This is a genomic window from Microbacterium sp. MF43, assembly GCF_012847295.1.
Lineage (GTDB): Bacteria > Actinomycetota > Actinomycetes > Actinomycetales > Microbacteriaceae > Microbacterium.
In genome coordinates, this window is record NZ_JABBDY010000001.1 from 73,040 (window position 1) to 86,948 (window position 13,909).

Annotated in this window: 12 protein-coding genes; 4 read left to right on the forward strand and 8 right to left on the reverse strand. The window is 71.2% G+C overall.

The genetic code is table 11. From position 1 onward, the window contains the following. A complete protein-coding gene (locus tag HF323_RS00340; RefSeq protein ID WP_169580599.1) occupies positions 1-1,041 on the reverse strand; it encodes a LacI family DNA-binding transcriptional regulator in 1,041 nt (346 codons plus the stop codon). 228 nt (positions 1,042-1,269) lie between these two features. On the opposite strand from HF323_RS00340, the gene HF323_RS00345 reads away from it, so the two are divergent. After that, positions 1,270-2,355, forward strand: a complete 1,086-nt coding sequence (locus tag HF323_RS00345) for a DUF4185 domain-containing protein (protein WP_169580600.1) — start codon at positions 1,270-1,272, stop codon at positions 2,353-2,355. A 77-nt stretch (positions 2,356-2,432) separates the two neighbouring features. Here HF323_RS00345 and HF323_RS00350 read toward each other — a convergent pair whose 3' ends face one another. From HF323_RS00350 to HF323_RS00380, 7 genes are all read right to left on the reverse strand, one after another. Beyond that, positions 2,433-5,024 carry a cation-transporting P-type ATPase gene (locus tag HF323_RS00350; protein ID WP_169580601.1) on the reverse strand — a complete coding sequence of 864 codons (2,592 nt, stop codon included), beginning with the start codon at positions 5,022-5,024 and terminating at the stop codon, positions 2,433-2,435. Between the two features lie 51 nt (positions 5,025-5,075). After that, positions 5,076-5,804 (reverse strand): head GIN domain-containing protein, encoded by a 729-nt coding sequence (locus HF323_RS00355; RefSeq protein WP_169580602.1) that lies wholly within the window; start codon positions 5,802-5,804, stop codon positions 5,076-5,078. Positions 5,805-5,835: 31 nt separating this feature from the next. Continuing rightward, positions 5,836-6,375, reverse strand: coding sequence for a universal stress protein (locus HF323_RS00360; RefSeq protein ID WP_169580603.1), 540 nt, complete (start codon positions 6,373-6,375; stop codon positions 5,836-5,838). 89 nt (positions 6,376-6,464) lie between these two features. After that, the gene (locus HF323_RS00365; RefSeq protein ID WP_169580604.1) at positions 6,465-7,130 is read right to left on the reverse strand and encodes a BON domain-containing protein; all 666 of its coding nucleotides are present in this window, start codon (positions 7,128-7,130) and stop codon (positions 6,465-6,467) included. A gap of 42 nt (positions 7,131-7,172) precedes the next feature. After that, positions 7,173-7,841 (reverse strand): BON domain-containing protein, encoded by a 669-nt coding sequence (locus HF323_RS00370; RefSeq protein WP_169580605.1) that lies wholly within the window; start codon positions 7,839-7,841, stop codon positions 7,173-7,175. Between the two features lie 217 nt (positions 7,842-8,058). Continuing rightward, on the reverse strand, positions 8,059-9,945 hold the full coding sequence (locus HF323_RS00375; protein ID WP_169580606.1) for a heavy metal translocating P-type ATPase: 1,887 nt from the start codon (positions 9,943-9,945) through the stop codon (positions 8,059-8,061). Positions 9,946-9,982: 37 nt separating this feature from the next. Next, a complete protein-coding gene (locus HF323_RS00380) occupies positions 9,983-10,498 on the reverse strand; it encodes a pyridoxamine 5'-phosphate oxidase family protein (RefSeq protein WP_169580607.1) in 516 nt (171 codons plus the stop codon). Between the two features lie 129 nt (positions 10,499-10,627). On the opposite strand from HF323_RS00380, the gene HF323_RS00385 reads away from it, so the two are divergent. Genes HF323_RS00385 through HF323_RS00395 form a run of 3 tightly spaced genes read left to right on the forward strand, consistent with a single transcriptional unit; the run spans position 10,628 to position 13,893 of the window. After that, positions 10,628-12,355 carry a GAF domain-containing protein gene (locus tag HF323_RS00385; protein WP_169580608.1) on the forward strand — a complete coding sequence of 576 codons (1,728 nt, stop codon included), beginning with the start codon at positions 10,628-10,630 and terminating at the stop codon, positions 12,353-12,355. Then, entirely contained in the window at positions 12,352-13,017 is a 666-nt protein-coding gene (locus HF323_RS00390; RefSeq protein WP_169580609.1) for a response regulator transcription factor, read from the forward strand. Before HF323_RS00385 ends, HF323_RS00390 begins: the two co-directional genes overlap by 4 nt. Positions 13,018-13,074: 57 nt before the next feature. Continuing rightward, positions 13,075-13,893: a universal stress protein gene (locus tag HF323_RS00395; RefSeq protein ID WP_169580610.1), complete on the forward strand. Its 819-nt coding sequence runs from the start codon at positions 13,075-13,077 to the stop codon at positions 13,891-13,893. The last annotated feature ends 16 nt before the right edge of the window (positions 13,894-13,909 follow it).

Sequence of the window (13,909 nt, forward strand, 5' to 3'; positions counted from 1 at the left end):
TCAGGCGAGCGGCACAGGCGGGGCGACGTTGACCGGCATCTCCACCAGACGCGCCGGTCCGACGCGGCCCGCCCGGTCGGCGAGGCGGGTCAGCAGCAGCCGGGCGGCTTCGCGGCCCAGCTGGCGCGGGTCGTGGTCGACCACCGAGACCGGCACGGGCATGAGCTCCGCCAGCTCGAAGTCGTCGAAGCTGACCAGCGACGGCATGTCCGCCGCCCGAGCGCCCGACCGCAGGCGACGGCCGATCTCGCGCAGCGCGCCGATGCTGTTGCGGTTGTTCGCGCTGAAGAGGGCGGTCGGCGGCTCATCGAGATCGAGGAGCCGGCGCGTCGCCTCGCTCGCTGAGCCGCCGTCCTGCTGCTCGCGCAGCACGAGGGCGGGATCGGGGCGGATGCCTCGCTCCTGGAGTGCGCGCAGATAGCCCTCGTAGCGGCGGGCGCCCGTGAACGCCGAGCTGACGTTGCCGAGGTAGCCGATGCGGGTGTGCCCGGCGTCGAGCAGGGCGATCGTGCCGCGATACGCACCGCCGACGTCGTCCAGCAGCACCACGTCGACGTCCAGCCCCTGGATGCGGCGGGAGGCGAGCACCAGCGGCACGTCGCCGAGCCGCTCCGGCTGCAGGTGATCGGAAGGGCCGCCCGAAGGCACCAGGACGAGGCCCTCGACCTGCCGGCCCAGGAAGTCGGCGACGAGCTGGCGCTCGCGCGCGGGATCGCCGCCGGTGTTGCCCAGCACGATCCGGCGGCCGGTCTCGGCCACCGCCTCCTCGACGCCCAGGGCGAAGTTGCCGTAGTAGGGATTGCCGAGATTCGTGATCGCGACGCCGATCAGCCCGCTCGCCTGCCCCGGGCGCAGGCTGCGTGCGTTCTCGTTGCGGTAGTAGCCCAGTTCGCGGACCGCCTTGAGGACCTTCTCCTGGAGCTCGGGCCGCACATTCGCGCCGCCGGCGAGGGTGCGCGACACGGTCATCGGGCTCACTCCGGCGTGCTGCGCGACCTCCTTCACGGTCGGCAGCTTGCCGGGCTCGCTGACGCCGACCATGTGGGCTCCTCCTGTCTCGCCGCCGGACTCAACGTATACCGCTGTGCGCGCACCGAGCGATCGAAGGGCGTAGCCATCCGCGGCGAGTCTTGCTACGCTCCCGTGATTGGTAACGTTAACAGGAACGGCGGCGACCCCACCGTTCCCTGACCGGCAAAGATGCCGGGGAGGAGCAAAGCAGTGCTTCATCTTCACAAGCGACCCGGGCGTCTCGCCTTCGCTTCCGCAGTGGGGGCCGTCGCACTGGTGGCGACGTCCGCACCGTTCGCCGCCACCGCAGCCCCGACCTGCGCCGTCATCTCCGCGGCGGTCGACACCGAGCTGCGCGACCGATTCGGCGAGTACGGCGACACCGCCGGCAGGTGGACGGGAGCAGACTCGGCCTACAGCGTCGAGCTGCCCGACGGCCGCACCGCGTGGATCTACTCCGACACGTTCCTCGGGGAGGTCGACGACACGCATGGACGCCCGCTGGACTCGCCGTTCATCCACAACTCGATCAATGTCGACGATGACGGCGTCATCACGACCTATACGGGCGGCTCAGCCGAAGCGCCCGAGTCGCTGGTCAAGGTCGAGGGCGCCGACGAGGGACGCGACTGGTACTGGTTCGGCGACGCCACGGTGCACGGCGACGAGCTTCAGGTCATGCTCGTCGAGTTCGTCAAGACGGGCGACACCATGTGGGACTTCCGGTTCGAGGGCAACGGGGTGGCGACGTTCGACGCCTCGACGCTCGAACTGATCTCGGTCGACGACGTCGCCACCGACGGCATCAACTGGGGCTCGGCGATCTACGAGAACCCGGACGACGGCTACACCTACGTCTACGGGGTCGAAGACCTCGGGGCGCAGAAGTTCGCGCACCTCGCGCGCGTGGCCGGCGGCGACCTCGCCGACGGTGAGTGGGAGTATCTCGGCGACGCCGGCTGGTCGGCCGATCACACCGCCACCAAGCGGATCCTCGAGGGAGTCTCGAACGAGTTCAGCGTCAGCAGGTTCCAAGGGCGCTACACGCTCGTCACCGGCGACGCCACCGAGATCCTGAGCTCCAAGATCGTCATGTACCGCAGCGACAGCCTGGAGGGGCCGTGGACCGGCAAGACGGTCCTCTACTCCACGCCCGAGACCAGCGGGAACGTGTTCACCTACAACGCCAAGGCGCACCCGCAGCTCGGCGACGGCCACACGCTGCTGGTCACGTACAACGTGAACAGCTTCGACACCGACGACCTCTACACCGAGGTCGACAACTACCGCCCGCGGTACGTCGAGGTCGACGCCCGGATCAGCAACAGCAGTCACTGCCGCTGAGTCAGTGGACGATCGGATGCCCCGTGGCCGGCCCGCCACGGGGCATCCGCATCTTCCCTCGACGTCGACGCGGGCGGCTACATCGCCGCATGTCCCTGCCGTCGGCGCGCACGCCCCCTCACTGCCTTCCATGCGGCGTCGGTCAGCAGCACGGCCGGAATCGACAGGGCGGCGAGAAGCCACCCGGTCGGGGTCGGCATCGTCCCGCCGAGGAGCCCGGCCACCGGCGGGATGGCGAGGAACGCGAGCAGCAGCAGAGCCTGCACGGCGACGGCGTAGAGCACCAGGCGATTCCCGAGGAGGTTGAGCCGCCACACCGGCCGCACGGTGCTGCGGCACGCGAACGCGTTGGCCATCTGGCCCAGGGCGATGGCCGCGAACGCGGTCCCCGACGCCGTGCGCAGAAGCGGAGCCGAGACATCCGCCCCCCACTGCCAGCCGCCCTCCACGAGAACGAGGAGGAATGCGGCCAGTGCCACGACAGCCTCCGTCATGCCGAGGACAAGCAGGGCGCGGGTGAGCAGCCCGCGGTCGACGAGCGAGCGGCTGTGGCGCGCGCGCATGACATCGTCCCGCGGCGGCTCCGCCCCCAGCGCGAGAGCAGGGAGCATGTCGCTCCCGATGTCGAGCGCGATCACCTGCAGCACGCCGATCGCGAGCGGCACCGAGCCGCCCGTCATCGCCCACAGCACGAAGGGGGCGAGCTCGGCGACGTTGTCGGTGAGGTGGTAGGTGAGGAACCGCCGCACGTTCTTGAACGTCGCGCGACCGAGTTCCACGGCGACCACGATGGTCGCGAAGTGGTCGTCGAGAAGGACGAGGTCGGCGGCCTCGCGGGCGACATCACTGCCGGTCGCGCCCATCGCGACCCCGACGTCCGCCTCGCGCAGAGCCGGAGCGTCGTTGACGCCGTCGCCGGTCATCGCGACGACGTGTCCGTGTCCGCGCAGCGCGCGGGCGATCCGCAGCTTGTCGGCGGGGGTCGCGCGAGACACGACCACGCCGTCATCATGGTCGATCGCGTCGGCGAGCTCGGCGTCCGTCTCGGGGAGCTCGCGGGCGTCCAGCACGACCCCCCGGGGCCCCAGCAGCCCGACCTCCCGGGCGATGGCGGCGCCGGTTCGCGGGTGGTCTCCCGTGATCATGGCGATCCGGATGCCTGCCGAACGGCACTTCGCCAGCGCGTCGGCGACGCCGTCGCGTGGCGGATCCTCGAGCGCCAGGATGCCGATGAGGTCGAGTTCCCGCTCCATCTCGGGCGATGCGGCGCTGCGCCAGGTGCGGCTCGCGACCGCGAGGACGCGGCGGCCCCGCCCGGTCAGATCGTGCACGGCGGCGGCGACGTCATCCGGTACGGCGCGGCAGCGGGCGAAGACCGCCTCCGTCGCGCCGAGCACCGACACCCGGCCGTTGCTCAGAGCGGAGCTGATCATCCGCTCGGGCGAGTACGGCCGTCGGTCGGCACGGGGCTCCTGGACGATGCCCAGACGCAGCGCGAGGCAGTGGAACGCCGCCTCCATCGGATCTCCGGTCGCCGTCCACCCGCTCGGTCCCTGCGCGACGCGACCGGCCACGCAGCTGAGAGCCGCCAGCGCGACCGAGGGCGCGAGCGCGATCGCCGCCTCCTCGCCGGTGAGCTCCGCGACGGGATCGTAGCCGCCGCCGTGCACGCGCACCGTCCCTGCCAGGGTGACGACCTCGACGACGTTCATGCGGTTCTGCGTCAACGTGCCCGTCTTGTCGGTGCAGATGAAGGTGGTCGCCCCCAGCGTCTCGACCGAGTCCAGCCGGCGCACCAGAGCCCGGTTGTCGGCCATCTTCTCCGCTCCGCGGGCGAGCGACAGCGTCACTGTGGGGAGGAGGCCCTCCGGGATGAGCGCCACCGCCACCCCCACCGCGAAGATGAAGGCGCTCGTCACCGCGAGCCCCAGCGCGAGGGACGCGGCGCCGAGGCCCACGCCGACGGCCGCGGCGATGACGGCCACGACCCGCACCACCCGCTTCAGCTCCTGGGTCAACGGGCTGGGCGGGCGGGCCGCGCCCGCGACGAGCCGCTCGATGTCGGCAAGTCCCGTGCGCGACCCGGTCGCGATCACCACCGCGCGCGCCTCGCCCCGCACGACGAACGTGCCGGTGCGCAGCTGCTCACCGCTCGCGTGACGCACCGCCACGCTCTCTCCGGTGACGAGCGACTCGTCCAACGCGAGATCGTCGGACTCGAGCACCTCGAGGTCGGCGCCCACCCGGTCACCGGCGGCGAGCAGGACGACGTCGCCCGGCACGAGCTCGATCACGGGGATCGCCATCGGAGTCCCGTCGCGCAGGACGCGCACGTCGGACGGGAGAAGCTCCCGCAGGCGCTGAGCCGACGTGTCGGCGCGGTACTCCTGCCAGAACGCGAACGCCGCGTTCAGGAGAACGATCGCGACGATCGCCACGGCGAGTGCGGGGGTGCCCGCGAGGAGGGCCAGCCCGGCGGCGACCCAGAGAAGCAGGGCGAGCAGATGGGTCAGCTGCGCGGCCAGCATGCGCAGCGCCGACCGGCGCCGCGGGGCGGGGACCGCGTTCGGCCCGACCTCGGCGAGTCGTGCCGCGGCTTCCCGGGTCGTGAGCCCGCCGGTGACCACCGTCACCGGAGTCGGCCGGTCACCGCCCGACCCCGCGTTCACCGGTGCCTCGTTCGGGCAGGGCTCCTCCAGGGCGCCGGGCGCACCGCCCCATCAGCGCCGCACGACCTCACCCGATCCCCACACTTCCGTGTCTAGACGGGGGTCCCCCGAGTACGTCACGCTTCCGCTCCCGGCGATCTGCGCCGCGAGCTCCTCCGTCGCCGAGACATCGGCGTCCCCCGACCCGCGGATGACGACGGCGACGTCCCGCGCGTCCAGGTCCATCGTGTCGACGTCCCCGCTCCCGTCGATCTCGATCGAGACATCGGCGGCCGTACCCGACACGCTGGCATCCCCCGATCCCGCGATGCGGATCTCGACACGATCGGCGTCGAGACCGGTCCAGGACACGTCGCCGGAGCCGTTCAGCCGGACCTGAACCGATCCGTCGCCCGCGACTCGCGCGTCGACGTCGCCCGAGCCGTTCAGTTCGACAGCCTCCAGCCGCGGCAGTGTGAGCTCGTACCGCACGCTCCCGAATCCGAACATGAAGCCGGGCGACTCCCCGAGCACGAGGGTGTCGCCGTTGACCTCCGAGGTGAGGCGGCCCATCGCGTCCTCCGGCGCGTGGATCACCAGCGCAGGGTCCCCTTCCGCGATCGACAGCTCGCCGGACGTGCCGAGCACGACGCGGGTGACGTCGTCGACGGCGCGCTCCTCGGAGCTCGCCGGGCCACCCGGGAACATCGGCATGCACGCGGTCACCGCGAGACCGCACGTCAGGACGGCCGTCGCGGTGGTCGCCCGCCGGCCGCCGGCGGACGCTGCCCGGGGCATCATGGGTGACCCGCCAGGGCTGCATCGGTGAAGATCATCGGGTCTCCGCTTCGTCGACGTGCTCGGAAGCGGTGCGCGCCCGCAGCGGCCACTCATGGACGATCAGGACCGGACAGTGGCCGTGCGCGGCGCACGCCCTGCTCACCGACCCGAGCAGCAGGCCGGCGAAGCCGCCGTGACCGCGACTGCCGACGACGAGCATCGCGTTGTCGCGCGATGCGTCGATGAGCTCTGCGGCGGCGCTCCCGCGCCGAGCCGCGCCCGTGAACCAGTCGGGAACCCCCTCGGGAAAGGCGCGCTCGGCCTCGGCGCGGACGACCTGCTCGGCATCCTTCTCGAGCTCGTCGTACGACTCCGGGTAGTACCAGGCGTCCCCCCACGCCAGCGCCGGATAGTCCCAGACGACCAGCCCGTGAAGCGGGAGTCCGAGCTTCGGAGCGATCTCGGCCGCGTATCGCAGCGCCGCCCGTGAGGATTCCGAGCTGTCGATGCCGACGAGGATGCCCGGCTGCGTCCACGGAAACGACTTCCCGGGGGTCGGCGCGGGAACCGGCTCGCTCTGCTGCTCTGGCATGCGGCCATCGTGCTCGACCGCGCCTGCCCGGCTCGGGCCGAAAGTCCCGCGCAGCGGCACGGCGCGCGCCCCGCCGCGGCGGCTGCCGGTCAGGCCGGGTCCACGGTGACGCGATTGTCGACGTGCGTGACGTGCGGCGAACCCCACGCCGCCCTCTCGGCCTCACGCCGCTCCGCCCATGACGTCACCGAGCCCGACAGGACGACGGAGGTGCCGGCGACCGAGACGTCGATGCGGCCGGCGTCCACGAGCGCGTTGCGCGCGAGCGCGCTGCGGATGCGGTCCACCGTGTCGGGAGCGGTCGGACGCGGGGCCAGTGCGATCATGTCGCTCACGGCGTAGACACCGCGCAGCTCACGCACCGCGCGTTTGGCGGCGCGTCGCTGATAGTCCCACTCGGCCTCGCCGGTGAGGACCACGGTGTGGTCCTGGATCTCGGCCTTGACGGTGTCGGGCACGTTGACGGCCGCCTTCAGCGCCCGTTCGACCTCTCCGGCGATCTCCCGCTCGCTGACGGGCCAGCCGCGCTTCGGATAGACCGTCAGGTGGTCGATCACCGTGCGCACGCCGCGCACCCGCAGCGCGGCGCGCTTGGCGGCGACGCGCTGCGCGAAGTCGTCGACCTCCCCGGAGAGCGTGACGGCTCCGTCTTCGACGGAGACGCCGATTCGGGATGCCTCGACCTGCGGCATCCACTCCAGTTCGTTCTGCACCGAATCCCGGACGTCGCGATCGCGACGGGCAATGACGGTCATCGTCGTTCCTCTCTCAGGGCGCTCGTCCCACGAATATTCGCTCTACTGGAGCGGCTCCACGCTGATCCGGTTGTCGACATCCATGACATGCGGCGACGACCATGCGGCATAGCCCGCCTGGGACTTCTCCGCCCAGGAGTGCACCACCCCGGTGAGCACGACGTTCGAGCCCTCCACCGAGACGTGGATGGTCTGAGCGTCCAGCAAGGCGTTGCGCGTCAGCGCGTCGCGAATCCGCTTCTCGGTGTCGTGGGCCGACGGCCGGGATCGAAGCGTGATCTGGTTCTCGACCCGTACGACCCCGCGCAGGTATTCCGCGGCGCGGCGTGCCGCGACGCGCTGATACTCCCAGTCGACCTCGCCGACGAGGGTCACGGTGTGGTCCCGGATCTGCGCCTTGACCGCATCCGGCACGTTGATCGCCGCCCGCAGTGCCCGGTCGACCTGCTTGGCGATGTCGGTCTCGGTGACGGGCCATGCGGCTCTCGGGTGGATGACCATGTCGTCCACGAGCGCTCGAACGCCCCGCACCCTCAGCGCGGCGCGTCGGGCGGCGATGCGCTCGGCCATGGTGTCGATCTCACCGGAGAGTGTGACGGTGCCGTCCTCGACGGCGACCCCGACGCCGGCCGCGTCGACTTCCGGCGTCCAATCGAGTTCCTCTTCGACATCCGTCTTGATTGCGCGGTCGTCGCGCGTCGCGGTGGGCATGTCGCTACCTCTCTCGCTGGGGCTTGGCTCATCGCCAGCCTGGATCGCGCAGACATCCGGCGTCGGGACCTTCGTCCTTCAGCAGCCTCCGGCGACAGTGACGGGGAGGCGTCCCCAGGACGCCTCCCCTAGCTGCAACAGCCGCGGAGTTCATGGACGCAGCTCGTCGGGACTCCGTCAGACGTCGGCTGTACGGGCGCTACCCGCACGCCGGAGGTTACGCGGCTCGGGAGGCCGGAGCCGGGACGAAGGTCCCGCCGCGCGTGGTCGGTTCGCCCCTGCGCCGCCCGAGGGCACGCAGAGCCCACAGGATCGACAGCACGTCGACGGCTTCTTGCAGCAGCGCTCCGACGAGGGCCGGCAGGTATCCGAAGGCCGCGACGAACATCAAGCCGGCGCTCAGCCCCATACCGAGCCACACGCTCTGCAGGGCGATGCGGATCGTGGACCGCGCCGTGGCCTGGACCGCTCCGACTCCGCGGATGTCGTCCTCGAGAAGGACGACGTCGGCCGACTCGCTCGCGGCCGTCGCCCCCGCAGCTCCCATCGCGATGCCGACGTCGGCCGCCGCGAGCACGGGGGCGTCGTTGATTCCGTCGCCGACCATGACGACCGGACGGACGGAGAGACCCTGGACGACGGCGACCTTGTCGGCGGGCAGGCAGGCCGCGTGCACGTCGGTGATGCCCACCGATGCGGCGATGTGCCGCGCGGTCTCTTCGTCGTCCCCCGTCACCATCGAGATCGTCGTGACGCCGTTGCGCCGGAGCTGCTCCACCAGCGCCGCAGCATTCGGCCTCGTCGTGTCGCGGAAGATCAGAGTCCCCGACCAGCGGCCGTCGATGGCGAGGTACGTGGCCATCTCGCCGGGCTCGAGTGCCGCGCGCAGTATCGAAGCGCCCGTCTGCGCCTCGATGAACGACCGCTTTCCCACGAGGACTCGCCGACCGTCGATCTCAGCCGACACTCCGTGTGCGGCGGTCTCCTCGGCGAGGTGCGGCGCACGCAGGCGGATCCCCTCGGCGAGTGCGGCGCTCTCGGTCGCGCGGGCGAGAACGTGGGGGGACACCTGCTCCGCCTCGGCTGCGAGTCGGAGCGCGTCGGCACGCGACACCCCGCTCTCGGTCCGGACCTCCACGAGGGCAGGTCGGCCGCGCGTGAGGGTACCGGTCTTGTCGAAGATGAACGTTCGTGCGCGGTGGAGGATCTCGAACGCTCCACCGGTCTTCACGATGACTCCTTGCCGGGCGGACCTGCTCATGCCGGCGATGAAGGCAACCGGCGCGGCGACGAGCAGCGGGCAGGGCGTGGCCACGACGAGGACCTCGGCGAAGCGCGCCGGGTCCCCGGACGCCCACCACGCGGCGCCGGCGAGGCCGAGCGCGAAGAGCGTGAAGGGGATCGCGTAGCGATCGGCGAGGCGTACGAGCGGCGGTCGGCTGCGCGAGGCCGCCTCGACGATGCGCACGATCGACTGGTACTGGCTCTCCGCGGCCGGACGCAGGGTGACGATCGTGACCGCTGCCGAGCCGTTGACCGTTCCGCTGAGCAGCTCGTCGCCGACGGCCTTCTCGACCGGCACGCTCTCGCCGGTGAGCGAGGACTCGTCGACCACCGCGCCTGTGTCGACGAGCCGGCCGTCCACGGGCACCAGCTCGCCGGGGCCGACGACAAGTCGATCCCCGACGCGCACCTCGTCCACATCGACGTCGCGCATCTCCTCGGCGGAGACGACGAGATGAGCGATTCTCGGCGTGCGATCGATCAGCGCGCTGAGATCATGCCGGGCACGGCGTCCTGCGAAATCCTCGAGCGCTTCGCCGGTTGCGAGCATGAGGACGATCACCCAGCCCGCCCAGTACTCGCCGACGGCGAGAGTCGCAGCGATCGCGACGACGGCGAGGGCATCCACGCCGAAGGCGCCGCTTCGCAGTTTGCGCAGCATCATCAGCGCACTTCGGCCGGCCATGAACACCGCGAAGGCCACCAGGAGCCAGGACGCCGCAGCGACGCCCGAGAGCTGGAGCACACCGGCGGTCAGGCCGACGGCGAGAGCACTCGCGAGGAAGGGGTAGGTCCGGACGAGTCTCAGCCCGCGTCTCATTCCGCTCGGGTGCGGCCGGGGACGGTCGGCCATCAGATCACGTGTCCGAGACCCGCGGCGGCAGCGAGGGGATCTTGAAGGGAACGTCGCGGTGGGGCGTCGGCGCCGGATGCGCGCCGGTCGCAGGAAGCGAACGCGTCTCCGGCGTGGGGGGCGCATCACTCCGGGTGAACCGGCGCCCGGTGACGGTCTGCGCGACGAGCTTGAGGACGAACGGCTTGTAGCGCGGGTTCGACGAGACGAGCTTCGTCACGCCGGCACGTTCGATCTCCACCTGGTCGGTGAGGCGGCCGATGCTGCCCCGGACGACGACGCTCCACAGTTCGTCGCCGTCGGCGCCGTCGACCTCGAACCCCGCCACGGGATGCGCGGCGATCCGCACCAGCTTCGAGTCATGTGCGGTGCGGATGTATACCGCACCCCCGTGGGCGAGGAAGTTCACGGGGAACACGTCGGGCACGTCCTGGTCACCGATCAGCGCCAGGCGCCCCAGGGTCTCGTTCTCGAGCAGGTGCCAGCATTCGGACGTGCTCAGGTGCCTCACCGTCGTCATCGGGTTCCTTCCTCTCCCCTCGCATTCGATCAGCCCTGGTCTGGCGCGAGCGGACCGAAGGTCCCACCGGTCTAGCGGTGGGCCTGCCGCAGTCCTAGTCTGAACGGGGCGGAAGAGGGGAGCCCGCCGATGGCCGCGGACGACAGCCTCGCGTTTCCGGACGGTCCTCGCCTCGAACTCGACGAGGCACTGATGGCTCTGCTGAGTCAGGCGGAGAAGGTCCGGCACACGCAGGGGCGCTTGCGCGCGCTCCTGGCCGCCACCCAGTCCGTTGTCGAGGCCATCGATCTGTCGTCGCTGCTCCGGCGCATCGTGGAGGCGGCGATCGCCCTCGTCGACGCGGAGTACGGCGCACTGGGCGTCATCGCTCCGGATGGCACGCTCCTCGAGGAGTTCATCTACGTCGGGCTCGACGATGCCACCGCGGCCCGCATCGGGCACCTCCCCGAGGGGCATGGCCTGCTCGGCGCGCTCATCTCCGACCCGCAGCCGATCCGCCTCGCGGAGATGGAGGCTGACCCGCGAGCGGCGGGATTCCCTGCGCATCACCCCTCGATGACGAGCTTCCTCGGCGTTCCGATCCGGGTGCGCAACGAGGTGTTCGGCAATCTCTACCTCACCAACCACCGCGACGGGGAGTTCAGCGACGCGGACGAGCAGCTGATCTCGGCGCTCGCCTCGACGGCGGGGTTCGCGATCGACAACGCCCGGCTCCTGGACCACGCACTGACGAGGGAGCGCTGGATGAGGTCGGGTGCCGAGCTCTCGGCGGCTCTGCTCTCTTCTCCGACCGACGGCTCCTTCGACCTGATCGTCAGCCGCCTCTTCGAGCTTCCTGGCTCCGACAAGGTATCGGTGGTGCTCACGGACGACGAGCCGGGCCGGCTGCGTGTCGCGGCCGCGCGAGGAGCGGACGAGGCGACATTGCGCGGCCAGGTCGTGGCAGCCGAATCCGTGTGCGCCGGCTCGGCGCTCGCCGAAGGACGCACCCGCGTCCTGCCGCGGCAGACGCTGCAGGAGCAGGACGTCCTCCGCATCGCGGACGGATCCGAGCTCGGGCCGGCGCTGGTCGTTCCGCTGCGGGCTCGCGCGCGGCTGTGGGGCGCCGTCTGCATCGCGCGGGAGCCCTCCGGCAGACGGTTCACGCAGGCCGAGATCGACAGCGCGGCGGACTACGTCTCACGCGCCGCCATCGCGCTCGAGCTCGCCGCGGCGCGCGAGGAGGCGCAGCGAGCGATGCTCGCCGATGACCGCAGTCGCATCGCCCGGGACCTGCACGACCACGTCATCCAGCAGCTCTTCGGAACGGGACTCACGCTGCAGGCGGTCGCGGGGTCGCTGCCTCCCGGTCCGGACGCTCAGCGCGTGAACGACTCCATCGACCAGCTGGACGATGCGATCTCGCAGATCCGCACGGTGGTCTTCGCCCTCTCACGGCGAGACGAGACCACCATCCGCCACCAGATCATCGATGTCGTCGCCGGCCTCTCCGGATCCATGGCGCGCCCGGCCGGCATCCGATTCACCGGGCCGGTCGACCATCTGATTGTCGGCGACCTCGCCGCCGATGTCGTCGGGGTCTCGCGCGAACTGCTCAGCAACGCGGTCCGTCACGCCCATGCCGACGGGATCTCTCTCGAGCTCTCCGTCGAGGACGGCTGTGCGGTCGTCGTCGTCGTCGACGACGGCATCGGCATCGGCGACATCGCCCGTCGCAGCGGCCTGGACAACCTCGACCAGAAAGCGCGCGGTCGTGGCGGCTCGTTCAACCTCGAATCCGCCGACGGCGGAACGATCGCCACGTGGCGGGTGCCGCTTCGGAACGGAGCGGCCAGGCGGAAGGACGGACCCACATGATCGAAGTCTTCCTCGTCGACGACCACGAGATCGTGCGCCGCGGGGTGGGCGACCTGATACGGTCTCAGCCCGACCTCGACGTGATCGGTGAGGCCGGGACCGTCCGGCAGGCGGCTGGCCGCATCGAGGCCACTCGGCCCGACGTGGCGCTGCTCGACGTGCGGCTGCCCGACGGCAGCGGGATCGACCTGTGCCGCGACATCCGCTCACGGGTTCCCGATGTGAAGTGCCTCATCCTCACGGCGTACGACGACGACACCGCCGTGAGCGCCGCGGTGATGGCCGGTGCGTCAGGGTACGTGCTCAAGGACGTCGGAGGAACGCGATTGATCGACGCGATCCGGGCGGTGGCCGCCGGCCGGTCGCTGCTCGATCCGCGCCTGATCCAGCGCGCCAGTGCGCAGATGCGGGAGCGGGCGGACAACGATGATCCGCGACTCGGGTCCCTGGGGCTGCGGGAACGACAGATCCTCCGCCTCATCGCCGACGGCCTTACCAACCGCCAGATCGGCGAGAAGCTCGGAATCGCGGAGAAGACGGTGAAGAACTACGTCTCCTCGATGCTCAGCAAGCTCGGCCTCGAGCGCCGCACGCAGGCGGCCGTCTTCCAGCTCGAGCACGCAGACCCTGCGCGGGGCTCGGCTTCCGCGCGCAGGACTTAGGTCCTGCGAACCCCCTCGGCCGCCTCCCTACGTTCGGAGGACCGAAGGGGGGCGTCGATGGAGCGTGTTCTGCTGGGCTACGACGGCACGGCCGGCGCGGACGCCGCGCTCGACTGGGTGACCGACCGGGCACTGCGGCGGGACGCCCGGGTCGAAGTCGTCATCGTCACGAACCCTCTTCTCCAGGATCGGCCGATGGCCGAGGAGCAGCTCGCGCGTGCGGAGCGCCGACTGCACACGCAGATCCCCGCGCTCCCCGTCGAGACCGCTCGCATCGACGGTCGCATGCCGGGCGCGCTCGTGGATGCCGCCGCCGATGCCGACATCCTGGTGATCGGCGCCGACCCCGACCGCCCGGCACGTGAGGCCCTTCACGGCTGGATGTCGTTGCGCGTGAGTTCGCGCTCGAGCGTGCCGACCTGCGTGGTCCCCGCCGGGTGGTCCGCCCTCTCGGGCCCCGTCACGCTCGCCCTCGCGACCGACACGTCGAGCGATGCGGCTTCGGGCTATGCGGCCCGCGAGGCGCACGCCACGGGTGAGAGCCTGCGCGTCGTGCACGCGTGGTCGACGCCCCTCTCGTCGGCGCAGTCCTCGGCGATCGCCGTGCCGCGCCGCGAGGCGCGCGACCAGCACCAGGAGCTGCTCACCCGCTCCATCGACGGGATCAGGCAGCTCTTCCCCGGCCTCGTCGTCGAACCGGTGCTCGTCGCGGACAACGCCGTCGCGGCCCTGAGCCGGGCGGCCGCCGACAGCTCGCTGCTCGTGATGGGCACGCACGGGAAGGGCGTCCTCGCGGGCGGGTTCTCCGGCTCGGTCGGCCAGGACCTGATCGGCAGCATCCGCACGCCGGTCGTCGTCGTCCCGTCGAGCGGGTGACCTCGAGGGGTCGCTC